Origin of the sequence: Polaromonas sp. 39-63-25, assembly GCF_002278925.1 — a bacterium.
Classification (GTDB): Bacteria; Pseudomonadota; Gammaproteobacteria; order Burkholderiales; family Burkholderiaceae_C; genus Polaromonas.
Window position 1 is genome coordinate 18,926 of record NZ_NCJH01000012.1, and the last position, 20,863, is coordinate 39,788.

General features: G+C 63.2%; 28 protein-coding genes. All 28 read left to right on the top strand.

What is annotated here, in order from left to right; translation table 11 throughout:
• Window positions 1-148 precede the first annotated feature (148 nt).
• A complete protein-coding gene (locus tag B7X65_RS15375; protein WP_293595173.1) occupies window positions 149-1,672 on the top strand; it encodes a DUF935 family protein in 1,524 nt (507 codons plus the stop codon).
• Window positions 1,669-1,878, top strand: a complete 210-nt coding sequence (locus B7X65_RS15380; RefSeq protein ID WP_293595174.1) for a hypothetical protein — start codon at window positions 1,669-1,671, stop codon at window positions 1,876-1,878. The genes B7X65_RS15375 and B7X65_RS15380 overlap by 4 nt, the downstream gene beginning before the upstream one ends.
• Window positions 1,875-3,095, top strand: coding sequence for a phage minor head protein (locus B7X65_RS15385; RefSeq protein WP_293595175.1), 1,221 nt, complete (start codon window positions 1,875-1,877; stop codon window positions 3,093-3,095). The genes B7X65_RS15380 and B7X65_RS15385 overlap by 4 nt, the downstream gene beginning before the upstream one ends.
• 99 nt (window positions 3,096-3,194) lie before the next feature.
• Complete coding sequence (locus tag B7X65_RS15390) at window positions 3,195-3,731, top strand: phage virion morphogenesis protein (protein ID WP_293595176.1); 537 nt, start codon at window positions 3,195-3,197, stop codon at window positions 3,729-3,731.
• A gap of 80 nt (window positions 3,732-3,811) precedes the next feature.
• Window positions 3,812-4,981, top strand: a complete 1,170-nt coding sequence (locus B7X65_RS15395) for a peptidase (protein WP_293595177.1) — start codon at window positions 3,812-3,814, stop codon at window positions 4,979-4,981.
• 26 nt (window positions 4,982-5,007) lie between these two features.
• Window positions 5,008-5,931, top strand: a complete 924-nt coding sequence (locus tag B7X65_RS15400; RefSeq protein ID WP_293595178.1) for a hypothetical protein — start codon at window positions 5,008-5,010, stop codon at window positions 5,929-5,931.
• A gap of 15 nt (window positions 5,932-5,946) precedes the next feature.
• Window positions 5,947-6,096, top strand: a complete 150-nt coding sequence (locus B7X65_RS15405) for a hypothetical protein (protein WP_293595179.1) — start codon at window positions 5,947-5,949, stop codon at window positions 6,094-6,096.
• Window positions 6,097-6,109: 13 nt separating this feature from the next.
• Complete coding sequence (locus tag B7X65_RS15410; protein WP_293595180.1) at window positions 6,110-6,442, top strand: capsid cement protein; 333 nt, start codon at window positions 6,110-6,112, stop codon at window positions 6,440-6,442.
• A gap of 10 nt (window positions 6,443-6,452) precedes the next feature.
• Entirely contained in the window at window positions 6,453-6,905 is a 453-nt protein-coding gene (locus B7X65_RS15415; RefSeq protein ID WP_293595181.1) for a DUF1320 domain-containing protein, read from the top strand.
• The gene (locus B7X65_RS15420; RefSeq protein ID WP_293595182.1) at window positions 6,902-7,483 is read left to right on the top strand and encodes a phage protein Gp37; all 582 of its coding nucleotides are present in this window, start codon (window positions 6,902-6,904) and stop codon (window positions 7,481-7,483) included. Before B7X65_RS15415 ends, B7X65_RS15420 begins: the two co-directional genes overlap by 4 nt.
• Before the next feature lie 11 nt (window positions 7,484-7,494).
• Window positions 7,495-7,689, top strand: coding sequence for a DUF2635 domain-containing protein (locus B7X65_RS15425; RefSeq protein WP_293595183.1), 195 nt, complete (start codon window positions 7,495-7,497; stop codon window positions 7,687-7,689).
• A gap of 98 nt (window positions 7,690-7,787) precedes the next feature.
• Complete coding sequence (locus B7X65_RS15430) at window positions 7,788-9,209, top strand: phage tail sheath subtilisin-like domain-containing protein (RefSeq protein WP_293595184.1); 1,422 nt, start codon at window positions 7,788-7,790, stop codon at window positions 9,207-9,209.
• Window positions 9,210-9,239: 30 nt separating this feature from the next.
• Window positions 9,240-9,614: a phage tail protein gene (locus B7X65_RS15435; RefSeq protein WP_293595185.1), complete on the top strand. Its 375-nt coding sequence runs from the start codon at window positions 9,240-9,242 to the stop codon at window positions 9,612-9,614.
• 2 nt (window positions 9,615-9,616) lie between these two features.
• On the top strand, window positions 9,617-9,958 hold the full coding sequence (locus tag B7X65_RS15440; protein ID WP_293595186.1) for a phage tail assembly protein: 342 nt from the start codon (window positions 9,617-9,619) through the stop codon (window positions 9,956-9,958).
• A 139-nt stretch (window positions 9,959-10,097) separates the two neighbouring features.
• Complete coding sequence (locus B7X65_RS15445) at window positions 10,098-12,023, top strand: phage tail tape measure protein (RefSeq protein WP_293595187.1); 1,926 nt, start codon at window positions 10,098-10,100, stop codon at window positions 12,021-12,023.
• The gene (locus B7X65_RS15450) at window positions 12,023-13,285 is read left to right on the top strand and encodes a DNA circularization N-terminal domain-containing protein (RefSeq protein ID WP_293595188.1); all 1,263 of its coding nucleotides are present in this window, start codon (window positions 12,023-12,025) and stop codon (window positions 13,283-13,285) included. The genes B7X65_RS15445 and B7X65_RS15450 overlap by 1 nt, the downstream gene beginning before the upstream one ends.
• Window position 13,286: 1 nt before the next feature.
• Window positions 13,287-14,390, top strand: a complete 1,104-nt coding sequence (locus B7X65_RS15455; protein WP_293595189.1) for a phage baseplate assembly protein — start codon at window positions 13,287-13,289, stop codon at window positions 14,388-14,390.
• The gene (locus B7X65_RS15460) at window positions 14,387-14,962 is read left to right on the top strand and encodes a phage baseplate assembly protein V (protein ID WP_293595190.1); all 576 of its coding nucleotides are present in this window, start codon (window positions 14,387-14,389) and stop codon (window positions 14,960-14,962) included. The genes B7X65_RS15455 and B7X65_RS15460 overlap by 4 nt, the downstream gene beginning before the upstream one ends.
• Window positions 14,962-15,342, top strand: a complete 381-nt coding sequence (locus tag B7X65_RS15465) for a phage GP46 family protein (protein ID WP_293595191.1) — start codon at window positions 14,962-14,964, stop codon at window positions 15,340-15,342. Before B7X65_RS15460 ends, B7X65_RS15465 begins: the two co-directional genes overlap by 1 nt.
• A gap of 10 nt (window positions 15,343-15,352) precedes the next feature.
• Window positions 15,353-16,426, top strand: coding sequence for a baseplate J/gp47 family protein (locus B7X65_RS15470; protein ID WP_293595192.1), 1,074 nt, complete (start codon window positions 15,353-15,355; stop codon window positions 16,424-16,426).
• 3 nt (window positions 16,427-16,429) lie between these two features.
• On the top strand, window positions 16,430-17,002 hold the full coding sequence (locus B7X65_RS15475; RefSeq protein WP_293595193.1) for a putative phage tail protein: 573 nt from the start codon (window positions 16,430-16,432) through the stop codon (window positions 17,000-17,002).
• 20 nt (window positions 17,003-17,022) lie between these two features.
• A complete protein-coding gene (locus tag B7X65_RS15480) occupies window positions 17,023-18,081 on the top strand; it encodes a phage tail protein (protein ID WP_293595194.1) in 1,059 nt (352 codons plus the stop codon).
• A complete protein-coding gene (locus B7X65_RS15485) occupies window positions 18,066-18,527 on the top strand; it encodes a hypothetical protein (RefSeq protein ID WP_293595195.1) in 462 nt (153 codons plus the stop codon). Before B7X65_RS15480 ends, B7X65_RS15485 begins: the two co-directional genes overlap by 16 nt.
• A gap of 4 nt (window positions 18,528-18,531) precedes the next feature.
• Window positions 18,532-18,984 (top strand): hypothetical protein, encoded by a 453-nt coding sequence (locus B7X65_RS15490; protein ID WP_293595196.1) that lies wholly within the window; start codon window positions 18,532-18,534, stop codon window positions 18,982-18,984.
• A gap of 125 nt (window positions 18,985-19,109) precedes the next feature.
• Entirely contained in the window at window positions 19,110-19,337 is a 228-nt protein-coding gene (locus B7X65_RS15495; protein ID WP_293595197.1) for a Com family DNA-binding transcriptional regulator, read from the top strand.
• 37 nt (window positions 19,338-19,374) lie between these two features.
• The gene (locus tag B7X65_RS15500) at window positions 19,375-20,139 is read left to right on the top strand and encodes a DNA adenine methylase (protein WP_293595289.1); all 765 of its coding nucleotides are present in this window, start codon (window positions 19,375-19,377) and stop codon (window positions 20,137-20,139) included.
• A gap of 73 nt (window positions 20,140-20,212) precedes the next feature.
• On the top strand, window positions 20,213-20,419 hold the full coding sequence (locus B7X65_RS15505) for a hypothetical protein (protein WP_293595198.1): 207 nt from the start codon (window positions 20,213-20,215) through the stop codon (window positions 20,417-20,419).
• On the top strand, window positions 20,416-20,637 hold the full coding sequence (locus B7X65_RS15510) for a hypothetical protein (RefSeq protein WP_293595199.1): 222 nt from the start codon (window positions 20,416-20,418) through the stop codon (window positions 20,635-20,637). Before B7X65_RS15505 ends, B7X65_RS15510 begins: the two co-directional genes overlap by 4 nt.
• The last annotated feature ends 226 nt before the right edge of the window (window positions 20,638-20,863 follow it).

Below are 20,863 nucleotides of genomic sequence, written 5' to 3' on the forward strand. Positions count from 1 at the left end.
CGCTGACTTTCCGGGCGAGGCCTGCCCCGGCGCGTTCGGCCCTGCATGGCCGCCTACCCCACGCCGATGGCCTCCAAGGGCCTTTCGTCCCCCTTTTAAATGGCTGCAAACCGTATTTGCGACCCCAAGACACCTCTAGGAAAACGCCATGACCCGTGGACTGTGGGTTTCCCCCACCGAATTTGTATCTTTTGAGCAACAAAGCAAAACGGCGGCTGGCGGCTTGACCGGCCAGATCGCGACGCGCCTGGCAGCCGGCGACATCAGCAGTTTTATGGGCCTGCTGCCCAACCCGGACCCGGTTTTGAAGGCAATGGGCAAGGACATCAAGGTCTACCGCAACCTCCTGGCTGATCCGCTGGTGATGGGCGCACGCGGTCGCCGCGCGGCCGCTGTGCTGTCGATGGAGCGTGGCTTTGATGCCACCTTGTCCAGGCGCACGCCCGTTCGCGTGATGAAAGCGGTCGAGGCCGTCTTTGCCGGTCTGGACCTGCAGCGCATCGTCCGCGACCTGATCGACGGCGCATTCTTTGGCTACCGGGTCGGCGAGTTGATGTGGGAGCCACGTCACGGCCTGATGGCGTTGCGTGACGTGATCGCAAAGCCCTGCGAGTGGTTTGGCTTTGACCCCGAAGACGCACGGCTGATGTTCCGTCCCTGGAATTCGTTCCAGGGCGTCGATGTGCCCGACCGCAAGTTCGTGGTGGTCGGCAAGATGCGCAACTGGGAAAACCCATACGGCGAGCCCGACCTCGCTGCGGTGTTTTGGGCGGTGACGTTCAAGCGCAGCGGCATGAAGTTCTGGGTCACCTTCACCGAGAAGTACGGCATGCCCTGGGCAGTGGGCAAGCTGCCACGCCAGGCCGGGCAGACTGAGGTCGATCATCTGGCCGACAAGTTGGAGGCGATGGTGCGTGACGCGGTTGCCGTGGTGCCTGACGATTCGAGCGTGGAGCTGCTGACGACTGGCGGCACTACCAGCGCGGACATGTACGAGAAGCTCCTGATGTTCTGCCGCTCGGAGATCTCCGTCGCGCTGCTCGGTAACAACCAGAGCGTGGAGATGCAGAGCAACAAGGCAAGCGCCACGGCCGCCAAGGGCGTCGAGGCATCGCTGCGGGATGCCGACGCTCAGATGGTTGCTGCGGGCCTCAATGCGATTGCTCGTGACGTCACCGAGGTGAACTTCCCAGGCACACCCCCGCCGGTGTATGGCTTTTGGGAACAGGAAGAGGTGGACGAGGTACAGGCCGGCCGCGACCAGAAGCTCAAGAACGCCGGTGTGCGATTCACCAATCACTACTGGAAGCGAACATACAACCTCGAAGACGGCGACCTGATGCCCGAGGCTGCCGGCACTGCGGATCCGTCCAACCCGGACGACACCGTCAACTTCGCCGATCCCAACACCGACGATGTGCCGGCCGACCAGCTGGCCCTGGACGCCGCCATCGAGCAGCTGCCGGCGGATGCTATCCAGGCGGCCATGAAAAAGCTCCTGGCGCCGGCTTTAAAGGCCATTGAAATGGCCTCTACACCCGACGAGGTGCGCGAGGCCCTGGTGGACGCCTGGCCGGACATGGATGCCAGCGACCTGGAGGAACTGATGACGCGTGCCTACTTTGTCGCTGACCTGGTCGGCCGTGACGGCGCGGCGCAGGAGGCGGCGTGAGCATTGACGCGCACGCCATATTGGCGCAGGTAAAACGCAACCAGGCGTTGCTTGATAGCTGTCAACAGCATGCCTTTACCCCAACACAGATGCAGCATGGCTTCGTGCGGCGCTATATGTGTTCGCATTGCCAGGGCGAGGTTGATTCGCATGGTTTCCATTGGTATAGCAAAGGCTTGGCCCACGCCGCCGCAGCGCAGACATGACGATCAGCTCGGCCGATATCGGTCGCTCCATCACCCTGCCGCCCGAGGACGCCATCCGCTTCCTGCAGGCGAAAGGCGCGCAGGTGACAGGCAACTGGACGGAATGGCTCGACGGTCAGCATGCCCGTGGCTTTACCGTGGCCAACGTGGCCAAGCTGGACGTGCTGCAGGACATTCAAAATTCGTTGATCAAGTCACAGCAGGACGGCCAAACGCTGCAGCAGTGGAAGGACGGACTGATTCCGGAGCTGCAGCGCAAAGGCTGGTGGCGGCGCGAGGGCACCACGGCGCAGCTGCAGGCGGCTGGGCGTGTCGATACCGATGGCGTGATCGCCAAGGGCCTGACGCCGTACCGCTTGAAGACAATTTATCAGACGAACATGCAGAGCGCCTACATGGCCGGTCGCTATGCGCAAATGATCGAGCAGGCCGAAGAGCGGCCATATTGGCAATACGTGGCCATCCTGGACGGCAAGACGCGGCCGGCGCACCGTGCGCTCAACGGCAAGGTGTTCCGCTATGACGACGCCGGCTGGGGCGCGTTCTATCCACCCAACGGTTTTAACTGCCGGTGCCGCGTGCGCAACTTCAGCAAATCGGACATCGACCGCCGCAAAATCCCGCTGAGCAGCACCGAGGGCAAGCTACGCCAGGTGCAGGTGCCGCTGAAGAGTGGCGGGACCGCTGACGTGACGCGATATGTGGACCGCTCGCTGCCTGGTGGCAAGTTTCAGCCGGACGCCGGCTTCAGCAACAACCCAGGCATCAACGCCTACCAGCCACGCCTGGAGCCGCTGGACACACAGCTGTCGCGCCGGTATGTGGACACGGTGATGCAGGGACCTTCTTTCCAGCGCTTCGTAGCTGCACAGTCCGAAGGCGTGTTCCCGGTGGCCGTGTTACGGCCGGCCGACCAGGCGCGGCTGCAGGCCGACACCTCTGTTGCATACCTGAGTAGCCAGACGGTGACCAAGCAGCTGCAGAACCATCCGGAGATCGGTCTGGACGACTATCGCCGGATCCCGGACATCGTTGACCAGGGCGACGCGCACCTGCAGGGCGCCAATCGCCTTGTGTTCTTGTTTGAGGACGGTGTGGTGTGGCGGCTGGCCTTGAAAGCCACGAAGCAGGGGCACGAGCTGTATGTGCTGAGCCTGTTCAAAACCACCAGGGAGAAGGCGCAGCGCGAGATCAGGGAGCGGCTGCAGCGCAATTAAACGGGGCCAGTAGGGGTATCCAGCCCCGCTAGAGCTCGCACCTGGCGGTGCTGCCTCGGAAGGATTCCGACACTGGCCCGCCAATGATAGGACAAAACCGTGATTCAGTCTCGCATCGAATACAAACCCGTTTTGAACGCCCTGCGTCAGGCTGCCGGCCAGATGGGCGACAAGCGGCCGCTCATGCGGTCAGTCGCTGGCGTGATGTTCCGCGCCGTCGAGGACAACTTCGAGCAGGAGGGGCGGCCAAAGTGGAAAGACCTGCATCCAGGCACAAAGCTCAGCCGGTACAAGCAGGGCACCTGGCCAGGCAAGATCCTGCAGCGCTCGGCCGGCGGGCTGGCGGCGTCCATCGTCCAGCTCTTCGACAGCAACCGCGCCGTGGTGGGCTCGAACAAGGTCTACGCCGCAATCCAGAACTTCGGCGGTAAAACCAAGCCGCATGTGATCAAGGCCAAAAACGGCCGCGCGTTGTCGTTCGGTGGCATCGTGGTAAGGTCAGTCAAGCATCCGGGCAGCAACATACCGGCGCGTGAATTCCTGCGATTGACGCCCGGTGATCTGCGTGAAATCATCGCGGTTGGCCGGCTGCATTACGCCAAAGCGCTGGCCCGCAACGGACTGCAAAGCCGCTGAGCCCTTCCGCTCAAAGTCGCGCATTTAAGTGACTGCCGTCACTCTGCGCATGAGCCGCCTCAAGCCCGACAGTTGCGGGCATGGCATCACTTCACATCTCGAAACCCGGCCGTGCAGTCAGCATGGAAGGGATCGTCGTCGATTTCACGTCGTCGATTCTGGAAGAGGTGGCTTCCACCTACGACCCCAAGCTGCACGAAGCGCCCATCGTGATCGGACACCCAAAACTGGCAGATCCTGCCTATGGGTGGGTCGGTAGCCTGAGCTTTGGCGAGGGTGGCTTGGTCGCCGACGAGCGCCAGGTGGATCCCGACTTCAACGAACTGCGCCGCAAGGGGCACTACAAGCATCCGTCGGCATCGTTCTACATGCCGGACTCCCCCAACAACCCGACGCCTGGCAAGTGGTATTTGCGCCATGTGGGCTTTCTCGGTGCTACGGCTCCGGCGCTCAAGGGCTTGAACGCCCAGGCCGTGAGCTTTGCCGAATCCGAGCAGGGCGTCGTCACGTTTGGCGAGCTGCCTGGTTACGCCGGCAGCTACGTGGCCAGCATGCTTCGCAAGCTGCGCGAATGGTTCATCGACAAGGAAGGCCTGGAGACGGCCGACCGCATCTTGCCCGACTGGGAAGTCGAGGGCCTGCGCGAGATCAGCCAGCGCGCGTCTGATTCCCCAACGCAGGCCACCCCGCAAATCACCAGCTTTGCAGACCCTTCCAACCCGCTTTTCAACCACAAGGAACCGCCGTCAATGGACAAAACCCCTGAACAACTGAAGAAAGAGCTGACCGAGGCCCAGGGCACGATCAGCAGCCTGCAGGAGGCCGACCGCAAACGCGCGGCCGACGGCCGCCACGCGGCGCACGTCAGCTTCGCCGACACCCTGATCGCCGAGGCCCGCTGGCCGTCCGGTGCCAAGGATGTCCTGGTCGCCACGCTTGACCACCTGCAGACGCCATCGGGCGAGGCAGGCGTCGTCAGCTTTGGCGAAGGTGACAAGGCCAGCCCGCTGGCCGTCGCACTCCAGGAGCAACTCAAGGCCCTGTCGCCGATGGTGGAGCTGGGCGAAGTGGCCACCAAGGCCAAGGGCGCTGGCGCAGCTACAGGCGGCGTCGTGAGCTTCGCAGAGCAGCCCGGCTATGCCGGCATACAGGTCGATCCCGTGCGGGCTGACCTGGACAAGCGCATCAAGGCGCACATGGCCGAGCACAAGGTGGACTACGCCACCGCCGCCAGCCAGTTGACCAATTAACCCAAACCGCAAGGAGTATTTTCTAAATGGGACGTCTTTCCAACATCCGCATGGTCGATCCGGTATTGACCAACCTCGCACTCGGCTACAGCAATGCCGAATACGTCGGCCAGCACCTCATGCCCTTTGTGCCGGTTGACAAGGAGGCCAACAAGCTGCCGAAGTTCGGCAAGGAAGCCTTCAAGATCTACAGCACCGAGCGCGCCCTGCGTGCGAAGAGCAACCGGATCAATCCCGAAGGCATCACGCTGGTGGACCTGAACACCGACGAGCACGACCTGGAATACCCAATCGACTACCGGGAAGATGCCGAAGCCGCGTTTCCCCTGCAGGCGCACGCTACCAATGTCAGCACCGGCGGCATCGCCCTGCGCCGCGAGAAGATGATCGCTGACCTGGCACAGAACCCGGCCAACTACGCGGCCAGCAACAAGATTGCGTTGTCGGGCACCAGCCAGTTCACCCATGCTTCCTCGGACCCGGTGAACGTGATTGAGGACGGCAAGGAGGCGGTGCGCGCCAAGATCGGCAAGCGTCCCAACACCATGATCATCGGCGCGTCGGCTCTCAAGCCGCTGAAATTCCACCCTGCGCTGCTCGACAAGATCAAGTACACGCAGATGGGCGCGATCCGCCTGGCGCAGCTGCGCGAGCTGTTCGAGATCGAGAACATCTACGTCGGCGAGGCGGTCTATTCGTCCGACGCGGATGTGTTCGGCGACATCTGGAGCGACAGCATCGTGCTGGCCTACGTGCCCACCCATCAGAGCAGCGTCGAGCGCAACCTGATGGAGCCGAGCTACGGCTACACGCCGCGCCGCAAGGGCAATCCGCTGGTGGACGTGCGCACCGAAGACGGAAAGATCGAAGTGGTTCGCGCCACGGACAACTTCCGCCCGTACATGGTGGCGGCCGAAGCCGGCTACCTGATCACCGACACCAACCTCTGATAAGGATCGCCCGCCATGAAATACACCGCCAACACTCCCATCCTGCACGACGGCGAACGCTACGAAGAAGGCGACCCCATCGAGCTGACCGACAAGGACGCCAAGCGCCTGGGCGCGAAGGTCACGCCGGCCAAGCCCGCCAAGGAAGAAAAGAAACCCACCTGACCAGGACTGACGCATGAAAACTGAACAACCGATCCTTACCACCAGCATTCCCGCGACGGCCGCGCTGACGGCACGCCGCTTTGTCACCACGGTCGGCGCTGTGCCGGCGGCCGGCGCGAAGGTGCTGGGCGTCGCAAACGCCGGCTACGACGCCGGCGAACAGGCCGGCGTCGGCGTACTGGGCATCTTCCTGGTGGAAGCAGGCGCAGCTGTAGCCGCCGATGCCAACGTCGAGACCGACGTTTCCGGCCGGGCGATCACGCTTGCGGCCGGCGTGGATTGCGGCCGCGCAATGGACGCTGCATCTGCGGCTGGCCAGTTCATCCGCGTCGTTCGCGGCATCTGACCAGGTTGATATGCCCTACGTCACCCCCGAGGAATTGATTGACCGGCTCGGCACGCGCGAGGCAACGGCCATCAGTGACCGCCAGAAAACCGGTGCGCCGGACCTGGTGGTGCTGGCCGACGCCCTGGCGCTGGCCGAGGACGAGGTCAATTCCTACGTAGGGCGACGCTACGCCTTGCCGCTGATTACCAGCGGTGGTCAGCCGGCAGCAATACCGCCTACCGTCAAGCGCCTGGTGATTGATATCGCCCGGTACCGCAACACCGGCACCGAGGTGATGGAGACCGAGCCCATCCGCAACCGCTTCAAGGATGCGGTGAAGCTCCTGGAGCAGATCTCGCGCGGCGAGATCAACCTGGGCGACCTGGCGCTGGTCGGCGTTGGTGGCCCTACGCCTGTGGGCGGCAGCGTTGCTGTTCGCACCGGCGCGAAGACCTACCCCGACCTAAGCGGTGTGCTGTGAGCCCGGTTACTCAGATCGAACTGGCCATCGTGGAGCAACTGCGGGCCGTGCAGCGCCCCTACACGGGCCTCTGCGTGGAAAGCTATGCGGCCCAACTGGACGACGAACTGTTCGCCTGGGTGCGCACTGTGCCGGCCGTGTGGGTGACCTTTGGCCAGGCCCAGGACGTCAAACGCACCGGGGCGCGCAGCTTCCTGGTGAGCGGCACGTTTGAGGTACTAAGCGCCCAGCGCGCCCTGGACGAAAACGACCGGCGGCTCAAGCCTGGCACAGCCGGCGACAGCGTCGGCGTCTACCAGATCGTTGAAGACAACAAGCTGGCCCTGGTCAATCAGACCTTGGGACTGGAGATCCAGCCGCTCACGCCTGGAGCGATTCGCCCGGTGATGAAAAGCATGGTGAACCGCGACGCCATCGCCGTGTACTCCCAGGAGTTCCGGACGCAATGGATGGAAATCTATCCGGATCCCGAGATGACGCCTGGCGGCACCTTAGTCACCGTGGGCCTGAACTACCTGCTCAAGCCAGGTGATGAAACCGTCGATTCGTCCGACACCCTGACGACAAGAACAACCTGAAGGAACTGCAAATGCTAGTGAAAGCTGCCCCTGGACTGAACGTGCCGCGCGAGGACAACCCGCGCAAGTACATCACCGACGCCGAGCCTGTCGAGATCGACATGACCGGCTATTACATCCGGCGCATGTCGGCCGGCGAGCTGGTGGAGGTTGCCGCCGAGCCGGTGGTCCCTACACCCACCGAGGTGAGTTCGCGCAAGAAATAGCGCCCGCCTACAACCAGGCAGACACCTCGTTTCAGCAAACGTTTTACAGACCACCCGGATATCACACCAGCCACTGGCTTCACTGAGGACACCCCGACATGGCAAGCCCCAACATCAGCTTTGACAGCATACCGAGCAGCATCCGCAAGCCCGGCAAGTACTTCGAGTTCAACGCCCGGCTCGCAGTGCGCACGCTGCCCAGCAACCTGCAGCGCGTCCTGATCGCCGCGCAGATCACGACGACCACCATCGGCCTGGCCAACAACATCCTGCAGATCTTTGACGGCGAAACGGCCGCCGGGCTGTTCGGACGCGGCAGCCAGGCGCATCGCATGGTCAAGGCCACGATCAAGGCGAATCCATACACGCAGCTGTTTGTGCTGCCAATGGCCGACAGCGGCACCGGGGTGGCCGCTACGGCAACTGTGACCTTTACCGGGCCAGCTGCCGGTGCAGGAAGCGTGACGGTGAATGTTGAGGGCGTGGAGATCGTGACGCCTGTCGCCGCAGCCGACACGGCGACCATCATTGCCGCGGCGGCGGCTGCAGGTGTCAACGCCAAGATCGACCTGGGCGTCACGGCCGCGGCTGCCCTGGGCGTGGTGACTTTCACCTCCCGGAACAAAGGCACCGTGGCCAATGCGGTGAAGCTGTCAACTCGTGCAGATGCCACGGGCGTTACGGCCGTGGCTACCGCCTTCACTGGCGGCCTGAACGATCCTGACCTGGCAGTGCCCCTGGCGGCGGCCCAGCAGGGCGGCCACGAGATCCTGGTAGTGCCCTACAACGCCACCGCCCCGCTGACGTTGCTGCGCACCCACCTGCAGTTCGTGAGCGGCCCGATGGAGCAGCGACGCGCAATTGGCGTATGGGCCAGCACCGGCACCTTGTCGGCTGCCACGACCTTGGCCGCCACGCTCAACTCCGAGCGCATGACCTGCGGCCTGGTGCCCGATTCCGGCACGCCTGGCGAGGAAGTGGCTGCAGCGTATGCAGCTGTGATCTCCTTCGAGGAAGATCCCGCGCGGCCGCTGAACACCCTGGAGCTGGTAGGCGTGCAGCCACCGCCGATTGCCAGCCGGCTCACGCGCACCGAGCAGGAAAGCTGCCTCAACAACGGCGTCACGCCAATGGAGGTCGGCCCGGGCGAGCGCGTGCAGATCGTGCGCGCAATCACCACGTACACGGTCAACCCGGGCGGTGTGGCTGATATCAGCTGGCTCGACCTGACCACGATTCGCACGATGGACTACATCGCCAAGGCATGCCGCCAGCGCATCGAGCTGCGCTTCCCCCGCGACAAGCTGAGCTCCCGCACCCCGGCACGTGTGCGCAGCGAACTGCTGGACGTGCTGCTCAAGGCCGAGGAACTGGAGATCGTGGAAGAAGTCACGGCCAACCTGGCCGGCTTGATCGTGGAGCGCGATTCCCAGGATCCGAACCGCCTCAATGCCCGGATCCCGACCGATGTGGTCAATGGTCTGCACGTATTCGCCGGCCGCCTTGACCTGCTGCTGTGATTTAAACCCCCTTTGAAGAAAGACTGAAACATGGCACTGACTGAATACGTGGGCTTGGCCACGCTGGACGTGGACAGCCGCGAAGTGGAGATCGCCAGCTACAGCGTCACCGACATGACCGGCCGCAAGCCGGTCAAGACGATGAACCGCACGGGGCGCATCAAGGGTTTTACCCGTGGCCTCGGGCAGTTCGAGATCAAGGCCACGGCCGTGATCCCGAAAGGCGGCACGCCAATCAACTGGGCAGAAATTGAGGGTGCAAAGCTCACCATCGAACCGCTGGGTGGCGGCAAGCGCATCAGCTACCTGGACTGCTTCACTATCCAGGTAGGTGAGCAGTACGACACCGAGAACGAGGCCAAGATCGACGTGAGCCTCATTGCCATCCGCAAGGTTGAGGAATGAGCTTGACCGAGAAAGGCACCCTGCTTACCGGTGCCGTGGTGGGCGGCGTGGCGCACAAGACGTTTGAGCTGCGGCTGCCTACCGTGCGCGACAACATCGATGCTGTGGACGAAGTAGGCGGGCACAACGGCGTCGCACTGGGCGCAGCGATCCTCGCGCGCCAGCTGGTCAGCCTGGGCACGCTCAAGCCCGAACAGATCGACTTTGACCTGGTGGCTGGGCTCCATCCCGGCGACTACAACCTGCTCGACGCGGCGGCCAAGGAGCTGGAAAAAAAGCGGTTGGCCGTCGCAGTGAGTCCGGCTGGATCCGCATCCGCCTCGCACTCTGCCGCGCCGGCCTGAATTGGGACGAAACCGCCCGGATTGACCTGGTCGATGTGCGGTCGATCCTCCAGGCTGCCGGCGGAAAGCCCACTGCGGCCACACCCACCACGTTTGTCAGTTTGCGCAAGAAAAAGCCCCGGCAGAAGAAACCCAGTAAATGACACAAGATCTGCGCATCGCCCTGACCACCAGCCTGAATGATCAGCTGGTTGGGCCATTGCGCCGAGCGCTGGACGAGATTGAGAAGAATCTCAAGAAGGTCGAGCAGGAGTTGACGGGCGTAGCGCAGAAGAGCGACCAGGCAGGGCGGGCGCTGGCGGGCCTGCAGGGCCCTGACCGCGCTGCCAAGCAGGTGGCTGATCTGGCGCGCAACACGCAGAACGCCGTCAGCATGGCCGACCGCCTTAAAGCCGCCTGGGCCGGTGCCGGCAACATGATGCGCGGCGTCACGACCGGCATTGCGTCCTACCAGGCTGCGAAGTACGTGGTGGCCGCACCGATGCAGCAAGCCCGTAGCTACGACAGGCAGCTGGCCGATGCGGCAAATACCGCTTTTTCCAGCCGCGACGTTGCCGGCCGGCGCGCCGGCATGGCGGATCTGGATGCGACGGTGACGAACTCGCTTCGAGCTGGTGGCGGTAGCCGCGACCAGGCGCTGGCCGCCCTGAATGAAATGCTGGCCAGCGGTTCGGTGTCGGCCGACCAGGCTAAGGGCCTGCTACCGACCGTGGCAAAGTACGCCACTGCCGGCAACGCCAGCATGACCGAGATCTCCACCATCGTGGTTCGGGCGCTTCAAAGCGGCTTCAAAGAGGCAGACATCCCCAAGATGCTGGACATGGCGCTCGACGCTGGCCAGCGCGGCGGCTTCGAGCTGAAGGACATGGCCAAGTGGCTGCCCAAGCTGCTGGCGGCCGGGAGCATGTCCGGCCTCGGCGGCATGGACGGCTACGCCCGTATTCTCGCGTCGGCGCAAGGCACTGTAACCACCACTGGAACCAAGGATCAGGCCGGCAATGCGCTATTGAACTTGCTGCTCAAGATCAACAGCAGCGACACCGCCAACGATGCGAAAAAGATGGGCATCGACCTGGCCGGCAGCTTGTCGGATGCGCGCGGCAAAGGCGTCAACTCCCTGGACGCGTTTGTGAACCTGGTGGACCAGATAGCCGGGCGTGATAGCCGCATGGTTGACTTGCGAAAGAAGGCGGTCGGGGCCGGCACCAACGAAGAGCGCAAAGCTACGTACAACGCCCAGGCCGACATTTTGCAGGGCTCCGCCATTGGCAAAATCGTGCAGGACAGAGAAGCGCTATTGGCGGTAGTTGCCGAGCTGAACAAGCGTGACTACATCCAGGGAATCTCCAAGGGTGTGTTGGGCGGCAATGGCCAGCTCGGCAACACCAACTTCGGCCTCATATCCAGCACGGCCGACTTCAAGGTAGGGCAACAGGAAAACGAAAAGCTGTTCGCGCAGACGCGGGCGCTGGACAGCGCCAACGGCGCGCTGGGCAAGCTGGCCGAAGTGGCCACTGCCTTCTATCGCGAGTATCCCGCCTTTACCAGCGTGGTGGAAGCCGCCAAGCTGTCCATCATGGCCTTGGCGGCGGCTTCTGCGGCCGCCAGCGTGGCCCAGTTGGTCGCGGGCGGCGGCAGCATGCTGGGCCTGCTCAAGGGCGCTGGCGCCGGCATTGCCGGGGTGGGTGGCGCAGCGATGACCGCCTTGGGCGCTGCCGGCACCGGATCCGCTGCCGCTCTCGCTGCAGGCGCGGCCGGCGTCGGCATTGCGGGCGCGGCCGGCTACGGCGCGGGCACTCTGATCAGCAAGGGGATCGAAGGCACCAGCGTGCATGACGAGATCGGCAAGCTGGCCGCTGCAGTGATGGCCACGTTGGGCAGCAAGGATGCCCAGGAGGCGCTTGATCGCATGGCCGAGTTTGATGGCAAGCGTAGCGCCGAGGCTGCTGCCACGATGCAGCGACTTGAGGCCGTGGCGCAGCGGCCGATCCGCGTGGTGCTGGACGGCCGGGAAATCTCTGCGCAGGTGAACTCGTACAACGAACTCTTCATCAGGAGGAACTGATGGCCTGGAAAGACACATTGCTCGACGCGAAGTTTCGCGGCGTCACCTTTCCAGTGATGAATGTCGGCCGCAGCGGCCGCCGCGCCATCGTAGCCAATGAGTTCGCCTACCGGGCAGGTGCGGAACTTGAGGACACGGGCCTGCGCGCGCGCACGGTGAAGCTCAAGGCGGTCATCTACGGCGACAGCTACGAGGACCAACTGGACGAGCTGGTCAAGGCCCTGGAAGCGCCCGGTGCCGGCGAGTTGATCCATCCCATCCACGGCAGCATGACCGTGATGGCCGACGCCTGGGACGATGAACACGACGCCGATCTGGTGGACGGCGTGATCGTGAATATGAGTTTTATCGAGCACACGGTGCGCGATATCGTTTTCAGTGCCGACAGCGCCAGCGCCAAGACGGACGCGATCATCGCCAAGGCGGATGCGGCGCGGGCTGCGGCCGACGATGCCATCGTGCGCCGGGTGGACAGCGCCTTCGGCAGCCCTTTCCCCCGCCTGACCGTTCTAAAAGACCTTTTTGACCAGGCTAAAACCCAGCTCACGAGGCTACTGGACGGCACCGCCCTGCGCGTGATCCTGAGCGACCTTGACCCGCTGCTGTACCCGCGCGCCTATGTGGCAGATCTACGGGCAGTGCTGGACCGTGCCCTGCAGGGTTTTCCCTTCGGTGGCCGGAACATGTCCTTTGACGCAAGCAGCGGTGCGGCCGTCGCCTTGGGCTCTGGCCTGGCTGACTTCAACACCGCGCAACTACAGCTGCAGCCCAGCGCCATAGCCGTGGCACCAGCACTGCCCGTGCCTGACGCGGTCATGCTCGAAGACGCTGCGGCTGTGCAGGCGCATGCCCAGGCCCACAGCGCGACAGCCCTGGCCGAGTGCGCCGCGATTGTGTTGGCAGGGGAGCTTGAGCACCCCATCCTGGAGCGCGCCGAGGTAGAGGCATTGGCCGGGCAGACCCGCCAGGCGCTGCAGGAGGCCATGAACGCGGCACGGGCGGCTCTTGATGGCGAAGGCCGGGGCCTGGTGGCCACGGCGCTGCGGGACGTGGCCTACCAGGTGCAGGAAGCAGCGTTGGCCGTGATCAACCAGCGCCCGCCCCTGGTGCGCAAGGAAAGCCCGATAAGCGGCCCGGCGCGCCTGGTTGCGCATGCGATCTATGGCGACCCCTCCCGCGCGGCAGAAATCATCAAGCTGAACCGCCTTGGCCGGCGTGTATTTGTGGAGCGCGGTGACGCGCTGAGTGTTTATGCGGCCTGATGTGGTGGAAGTGAAAATAGGCGGCCAGATCCACACGGACTGGCAGAGCTATGAAATCGACAGCGACCTGATGACGCCGGCCGACGCCTGGCGTGTCACGCTGGCGCAGGCTCAGATCGTGCTGCCCCCCGAGGTGGTCGAGGGCGCGGCTGTCGAAGTGCGGCTCAACCGTGACATGGTGCTGAGCGGCCGCCTGGACGAGCGCAACCTGCGCGTGGGCAAAGGGCAGCATGATCTCACGCTTGGCGGCCGCGACGGCGCTGGGATTCTGCTGGACTGTTCCGCCCCGGTGCTGGCCGGCCGCGGTTTAACACTGGAGGACGTGGTGGCCAAGCTGGTGCGGCCGCTGGGCGTCACGCGGATCCGCATCGAGGCCGACACCAAGCTGCTGCGCGAGAAGATCAACACCGAGCCAGGCGACACCGCCTGGGACTCGTTGCGCCGGGCTGCCGAGGCAAATGGCCTCTGGCCGTGGTTTGAGCCGGACGGCACCCTTGTGGTGGGCGGCCCCCGGTACGACCTGCCGGCAGTGGCCACGCTGGTGCTGCGCGCTGACGGAAAAGGCAACAACGGCTTGACCATCGCCGAGCGGCGGTCCATCGTGGAGCGCTACAGCGAGGTCACCGTGTATGGCCAGGCGCATGCCGGCGGCAGCGGTGCAGGCGAGCGTGACGGTCGGCACAACATCAAAGCCGTGGTTCGTGACGATGGCTTGACTGTGTACCGGCCGAAGGTTGTGGTGGACCACGAGGCCATCAATGAGGACATCGCACGTGCGCGCGGTCGAAAAATTATCAGCGATGCGCGGCTAAAGGGCTATAGCCTGATCGCTTCGATCAACGGGCACCGTACAGAAAGCGGAGTGCTGTGGACGCCTGGCCAGCGGGTCAATGTCAAGAGCGAGCCCCACGGCATCGACGGCACCTTCTTTCTGATGGCGCGGCGGTTAGCCGGCGACAAGGCCACCGGCCAACGCTCAACCCTGACGCTGAAAGAAGACGGCGTGTGGACACTGGACGCGCACCCGAGCAAGCGCAAGCACCGTCGCGGCAAGAACAGCCTGCCAGGCCGCGTGCTGGACCTGACCACGGGAGCGCCCAAATGATCGATCAGATCCGCAGGGAAGTGACGCGCGGGCTGAGCGGTGTGCGTAGCGCGTTGCGCGGCTTTCTGCACGGCATCAACCTGGCGCAGCGGATTCAGCGCGTGGAGGCCGAGGGCTTGGCCGGCGAAGAGCTGCCAGGCTTGGAGCTGATGCAGCAGTTCGGCTTCACGTCCGCACCGCCTGCAGGCTCGCAACTGATCATCATTCCGCTGGGCGGCCGCACCAGCGCATCCGTCGTGGTGGCCACAGAACACGGGGCGTTTCGCTTCAAGCTGGACAACCAGGGCGAGACGGCCATCTATAACCAGTGGGGTGACCTGATTCATTTACGTAAGGACAGGTCTATCCGCGTGGTGGCGGCACTGAAGGTGGAGATGGAGACACCGTTGCTTAACGTCACGGGCGCGATCCATGCCGGCCAAAACATCACCACGGACCAGAGCGTTGTTGCTGCCGTCGATGTGAAAGATCAGGGTGGCGCGAAGAGCATGGCAGGCATGCGAGATATCTACAACCTCCACGATCACCCCGAAACCGAGGTCACAACCCTCCAACCCAACCAGGCAATGTGATGGACGCATGGATTGACCCTTCAACCCGCGACTACGTCAGAGATGCCAACCGCGTCGGCGAGTTGACGCGCGCGCCAGGAGATGGTCTGGCCAATGCGATCTACCTGCGCCTGATGACGCCGCTGGGCAGCTGGTTTGGCAATGTGTCCCTTGGCTCGCGCCTGCATGAGCTGTCCAGGGAGAAAGACCTGGCGCGCGTTGAGCGCCTAGCTCAGCAGTTTGCACGTGTGGCCCTGCAGCCGATGCTGGCCGATGGCCGGATCCGCTCGCTCGACGTCCACACCGTGCGCCCTGGAGACGGCCGGTTATTGCTCGCTGTGGCAGTGGTCGATGCCCAGGGCGTGGCGTCCACGTTTGAAGTGCCTGTCAAGGTCGTTTAAAGAGGAATAAATGTCTACGTTTTCTGTACCTGTCTTTGAGCAGATCCGCGACCGCTACCTGCAGGCTGTCGCCAACCAGGACCCCAAAGCCGCCATTGGCCCGGACAGTGATCACTTTGTGCGCGCCAGCGGCTATGCGGCCGTCACGGAAGGCGTCTACGCCCACCAAGCTTGGGTGTTCCGCCAGGCCTACCCCGACCTCGCCGACTCGGACAACATGCAGAAGATGGCCAGGCAACGCAAGATAACGCCACGGCCTGCTGTTGCCGCGACCGGTACCGTTCGTTTCTTTGGCGCAGCGGGCACCCTGATGCCGATAGGCCAACAGGCCACGACAGCGCAGGGCGTTGTCGTCGTATCCACCGCGAGCGGTGCTGTCGGTGTTGGGGGCACGGTAGATCTGGCAAGCGCGGCCGCTATAGCCGGCGCTGCCGGCAATTTGAGCGCCAACACAGCAGCCACAGTCGATTCCCCGCCTGATGGAGCTACGGCCGCTGCGACCATTTTGACCATGACGGGCGGCGCTGATGTCGAGGACGATGCGTCGCTGCTGATGCGCCTGCTGCTTGAACTCAGTGAGATCGCCCAGGGTGGGAATGAGGTGGACTATAAGCGCTGGGCCTTGAGCGTTCCAGGTGTGGACCGAGTGCATGTGTTTCCCACGCGTCGTGGTGCCGGCACCGTGGACATCATCCCGCTTCCGGCGACTGGCATGCCTGACATCGTGTTGCTGGCGGCCGTGCAGACGAAGATCGATAGTTTGCGCCCGGTAGGCATGCTGCCCAACATCGGGGCTCTGGTCATTGCTCCCACGGAAGTGATAACTGCCGTGACAGCAGCGCTTGCGCTCGCGCCAGGTGCAACTCTCGCCGTGGTCGAGCCGCTGGTGGAGGCGGCGATTGCCAGAGTGTTTGCGGCGCTTGAGCCGGGCGACACGCTTGTCCGTCACAGGCTGATCACGGCCATCCTGAATGTGCCGGGGGTGACCGACGTCACGCTGGCAGCACCTGCAGCCAACGTGACATCCTTGGTGGACGCCACACACCTCGAAATGGTGACGCAAGGCGTCACCTCCATCACCTGATCCATGAACACGCGCGACGCCCTTATTGCTTGCTTACCCCCGCTGGCGTATGACCGCCAAGCCCCCGGCGTGCAGGCTGAGGCGACGGCGGCCGCGGCGATTTTGGACGATGCGATCACGTCTGCCGACGTCGTGCGCCTGGAGCACCAGCCGGAGATGGCTTCCGTTGCGCTGGTGGACTGGGAGCGCAACTACAACCTGCCAGATGACTGCGTGGGCGGCCTTGGAGCCTCTATCGATGCGCGGCGAAAGAGTCTGTCCGGTCGCATCTACGGCCGAGGGAATTTGTCCAGGCCATTCCTGATTGAGCAGGCGGCAGATCTGGGCTATCCGGGCTGCACGATCACCGAGCTGGGGCCGATGTCCTGCACGGATCCGTGTGACAGCCCGGTCAATGGTGAGGACTTCATTGGCGTCTGGCGCTTGAACGTCCCGGTAAGCACAGCCATCCGCACAGCCACATGCACCGATCCATGCGACAGCCAGCTTCGCAGCTGGGGCAACACGCAACTTGAGTGCGTGATCAATCGCCGCAAGCCAGCCCACACGGTGGCAATTTTCGGCTACGCGCCTTGACCTTGAAAACGGAGAATTAAGTGGACTACATCCAGAGCAGCAACAAACAGGTAGACAAGTTCGGGCCCGGTGCGCATGGCTTTTCTGCCGGCAACCCTACTGGCGGCGAGCCTGCCACTTTCTACACGCCCGATTGGTCGGACGCTGTGCAACAGGAGCACATCAACGCTATAAAGGCCGGAGGCTTGGTCCCATCGGGAGCCTCGCTGTCGCAGGTGGCGCAGTCGATCAGGCGCATCGCTGGCGGCAACATGACCGTCGTCAATGTAGCTAACAGCCCCTACGCTCTGACCGCTGACAACGCCGGGCTGGTGATCATGGACGCCACCGCTGGCAATATCGCAGCGACCCTGCCGGCTGTTAACGTCGTTACAGCGTTGCCAGTGACTTTCAATTTTGTCCGGATCGACGCCACTGGCAACACAGCCGCCGTCAGCCGAGCCGGAGCCGACACATTCATTGGTGGATCGACAGGTTTTACGCTGCTGGGGCAAGGTGATACCCGCTCTATCAAAGGCGATACCACAAGCAAGTGGCTCACTGTCGCGTCCAACACCGGGAGATCGCCGGGCGACATCTTTCTGCACGCCGGTACTACGGCTCCAGCCGGATCGCTGGTTTGCCCAACATCTGTCACCAATGTCTCACGGACAACTTACGCCAGACTGTTTGCAGCCATTGGGACCACGTGGGGTGTTGGTGATGGGGCGACAACCTTTGGCATCCCGTGGTTACCGGCAGACTACTCGCTGCTCCAAGCCAACTCCAATGTTGGTACGCAGTCTGTTGGTGCTGTGATCGCCCACGTTCACACAACCGGCGTGAATAGCATGGCGGGCAACAACGGCGGCACCGGTCCGGGCACCTCTCAAAAACAGTTTATTTGTACGACAAAAACACAGGCGAGTTCGCTGGCCGGTATGACGCCCAGGAAAGCCCGCTGGAGCCAGGCACGTTTATCACACCGGTGTGTTCCGCCTCGCTACCGCCTCCAGCTACTGGCGCGCATGAAGCGGCGGTTTTTGTCAATGGCGAGTGGGCCATCACCCCGAACTATCGGGGCGTGTCTTACTGGCTGAACGGTGTCGAAGGTCGGGTCGAAGCGCTTGGCGTGGCGCCGCCTGAAGGCTCGACGCCAGCCAAGCCGCCGCCCGCCCTGGCGGATGTCAAGGCCGAACTGGTGGCTCTTGTAGACGGCGCGATCAGCGGTATTTATAGCCGCTTCACGCGCTTCGAGTCGGAGTACACGAAGCGCGAGGATGCTGCGCGCGCCTTCAAGGCGGGCGGCTATGCCGGGGATGCGGGTTCGTGGGTGACTGCGTTTGCGACAAATGCCGGTCTGACCAGCCAGGTCGCTGCCGATCTGATCATCCAGCAGGCCGACCAACTGCGAGGCGCTCTGGAGCTGCTCGCCGCCCAGCGCATGCGTAAATACGGCATCGCCGCCGCTGCTGACGCGGCTGCAGCCCAGGCACTGCATGACGACATCGTCGCTCAAGCGATGGTGATCGCCGCAACTCTCTGAATCCATGCAGCTACAGGTCGCGTTCTACAAAGGCACCGGCCGGCTATTCAACCGCGCAGTGTCCTGGTGGGAGCGCGGTCCGTATTCGCACTGCGAGCTGATCACGGGCTACGAGGGCGACAAGGCGATCTGCTATTCGTCATCGTTCATCGATGGCGGCGTGCGCCGCAAGCTGATCGTGCTGGACCCAGCCCATTGGGATCTGGTCACCATCGAGGTCACGTTGCAGCAGGCCTGCGCAGCCAAGCGTTGGTTCGTTGAACACCTAGGCGAGAAATATGACGTGGCCGGCTTGGTGGGTTTTGTTTGGGGACCTTGGGCCGAGCGACCAGACCACTGGTTTTGCAATGAATCAGTCGGCGCTTCGCTAGGCTTGCCAGAGCCCTGGCGCTTTGGCCCCAATTCCTTCCATGCCGCGTTGACCTATGCACACCAGGAGGTGCTGGCCCCGGCTTAAAAAAAGACAGGGCGAAGGCCTGCGGTGCACTAACACCTCAAGCCCCCGCCTCCACCGTGAGCGAGCACGGTATTGACCGAAGACCCTGCCACCTGTACAGGCCGGGCCATCATAACGGCGATGCCATGCGACAAGAACTGAAAGACATCAGGTGCGGCCAATGCGAGCGAAAGCTCGGCGAAGGCTTGTTCACCAGGCTGAGAATTAAATGCCAGCGTTGCAAAACGCTGAATGACTTGAGTGCCAGCGCAGCTGATCACAGCAGCCCGAGCACCACACCAGCACGCCGCCGAGCGTCATCTGAAAACGGAACCAAAGATGACGACAAAACGGGAGCGGCCAAAGCTCTTTAACAATTCAGGCGAGCAGGACACGGTCCAGGCGGCACCGATGGTGCAGTGGGTGGGCGGCAAGCGCCGCCTGGCCCCGCACATCCTTCCGCTGTTTCCGGATCATTCCTGCTACGTTGAGCCCTTCTGCGGTGCCGCAGCGCTCTTCTTTTTGAAGGCGCCGGTCAAGGTAGAGGTGCTCAACGATATCAACGGTGATCTGGTCACCCTTTACCGGGTGGTCCAACATCATTTGGAAGAGTTTGTAAGGCACTTTAAATGGGCTTTGACCAGCCGCGAGATTTACAAGTGGCTCCAGATCACCCCGCCCGATACGCTGACCGACATCCAGCGCGCTGCTCGGTTTTTTTACCTGCAGAAGAACGGCTTCGGCGGCAAGGTGCAGGGCCAGACCTTCGGCACAGCGACCACCAGCCCCGGCCGTCTGAACCTGCTGCGCCTGGAGGAACAGCTCAGCGCCGTCCACCTCCGGCTGCACCAGGTGTTTATCGAGCGCCTGGAGTGGTCGGCCTGCGTGGCCCGCTACGACCGCCCACACAGCCTTTTTTATTTAGATCCGCCCTACTGGGGCACCGAGGGCTACGGCGTGGCGTTTGGGCTTGAACAGTACGACCTGATGGCCGAGCTGATGGGCTCCATGAAGGGCAAGGCCGTGGTCAGCGTGAACGACATCCCCGAGATGCGCAAGGCGTTCAAGGGGCACAGCATGAAGCGGGTCAGCATCAGCTACTCGGTGGGCGCTTCAGGGCGCGGCCGGGAGCCCAGGGGCGAGCTGATCATCTGCAACTTCAAGCCAGGTGCTTGAGAATGCCAGACCATCGTTGTCTGGCATGCAGGAACCGCTTGCTGGCTGGGCCGAACAGAGCGTTACTGGGCGCATGAACAAACCGCCCCTCACCGCCCTGGCCACCGCGCCCGCTGACCTTCTTGAGCGCATCGCCCGCGAACAACTCGGCCTCGAAACCCTGATTGCCCGCAGGAGCGACAGCCTGGATTTTCATGACCTCGCGGTCTGGTCGATTGAAAAGGCCCTGCAGGCGGCTTACGCTGCCGGCAGGCACGCCGCTGCGGGCGATGCGGTATGAAGACGGCGGAGGCGGCATACGCTGACCACCAGGCCGCAGCAAAGGCGCTTTTGGCCAGGCTGGCCAGAGCGGTTGATGAGCATGCCGGCAAAGCCAAGGCTCACCAAACCAACTGGGGCTATGTCGGCGATCTGGACGGCCTATGCGGGCAGCTGATCCAAGGCCTCGGCATGCTGGACGCGCTCACCGAGGCCGAGCGGCAGATCCACCGCTTCTAGCCTTAGAATTCCCCGCTGGTCCTACGGCGATCTGCCCGGGCTGGCTGAGGCCAACCCCTTGCCACTCCGCTGATCGCGGCTCCTAGGCCGATCTGAGAGGTCGTTTTCCGGCTTGGCGGGGCGATAAACACAGGTTTTAGTGTGCTTTTAAGGCCCCATAGAGGGGCTTTTTATTTCAAGATTTCGGACGCAGTGTTACAAATTGGACGCGAAAGCCAAAATTCAG

Bases quoted from the DNA above. Each gene is read 5' to 3' on its own strand.
- B7X65_RS15500 (WP_293595289.1), top strand. From the start codon at position 19,375: ATGGTGCAGTGGGTGGGCGGCAAGCGCCGCCTGGCCCCGCACATCCTT.
- B7X65_RS15410 (WP_293595180.1), top strand. From the start codon at position 6,110: ATGAAAACTGAACAACCGATCCTTACCACCAGCATTCCCGCGACGGCC.
- B7X65_RS15430 (WP_293595184.1), top strand. From the start codon at position 7,788: ATGGCAAGCCCCAACATCAGCTTTGACAGCATACCGAGCAGCATCCGC.
- B7X65_RS15450 (WP_293595188.1), top strand. From the start codon at position 12,023: ATGGCCTGGAAAGACACATTGCTCGACGCGAAGTTTCGCGGCGTCACC.
- B7X65_RS15495 (WP_293595197.1), top strand. From the start codon at position 19,110: ATGCGACAAGAACTGAAAGACATCAGGTGCGGCCAATGCGAGCGAAAG.
- B7X65_RS15400 (WP_293595178.1), top strand. From the start codon at position 5,008: ATGGGACGTCTTTCCAACATCCGCATGGTCGATCCGGTATTGACCAAC.
- B7X65_RS15510 (WP_293595199.1), top strand. From the start codon at position 20,416: ATGAAGACGGCGGAGGCGGCATACGCTGACCACCAGGCCGCAGCAAAG.
- B7X65_RS15425 (WP_293595183.1), top strand. From the start codon at position 7,495: ATGCTAGTGAAAGCTGCCCCTGGACTGAACGTGCCGCGCGAGGACAAC.
- B7X65_RS15445 (WP_293595187.1), top strand. From the start codon at position 10,098: ATGACACAAGATCTGCGCATCGCCCTGACCACCAGCCTGAATGATCAG.
- B7X65_RS15395 (WP_293595177.1), top strand. From the start codon at position 3,812: ATGGCATCACTTCACATCTCGAAACCCGGCCGTGCAGTCAGCATGGAA.
- B7X65_RS15465 (WP_293595191.1), top strand. From the start codon at position 14,962: ATGGACGCATGGATTGACCCTTCAACCCGCGACTACGTCAGAGATGCC.
- B7X65_RS15460 (WP_293595190.1), top strand. From the start codon at position 14,387: ATGATCGATCAGATCCGCAGGGAAGTGACGCGCGGGCTGAGCGGTGTG.
- B7X65_RS15405 (WP_293595179.1), top strand. From the start codon at position 5,947: ATGAAATACACCGCCAACACTCCCATCCTGCACGACGGCGAACGCTAC.
- B7X65_RS15415 (WP_293595181.1), top strand. From the start codon at position 6,453: ATGCCCTACGTCACCCCCGAGGAATTGATTGACCGGCTCGGCACGCGC.
- B7X65_RS15470 (WP_293595192.1), top strand. From the start codon at position 15,353: ATGTCTACGTTTTCTGTACCTGTCTTTGAGCAGATCCGCGACCGCTAC.
- B7X65_RS15375 (WP_293595173.1), top strand. From the start codon at position 149: ATGACCCGTGGACTGTGGGTTTCCCCCACCGAATTTGTATCTTTTGAG.
- B7X65_RS15475 (WP_293595193.1), top strand. From the start codon at position 16,430: ATGAACACGCGCGACGCCCTTATTGCTTGCTTACCCCCGCTGGCGTAT.
- B7X65_RS15385 (WP_293595175.1), top strand. From the start codon at position 1,875: ATGACGATCAGCTCGGCCGATATCGGTCGCTCCATCACCCTGCCGCCC.
- B7X65_RS15435 (WP_293595185.1), top strand. From the start codon at position 9,240: ATGGCACTGACTGAATACGTGGGCTTGGCCACGCTGGACGTGGACAGC.
- B7X65_RS15505 (WP_293595198.1), top strand. From the start codon at position 20,213: ATGAACAAACCGCCCCTCACCGCCCTGGCCACCGCGCCCGCTGACCTT.
- B7X65_RS15490 (WP_293595196.1), top strand. From the start codon at position 18,532: ATGCAGCTACAGGTCGCGTTCTACAAAGGCACCGGCCGGCTATTCAAC.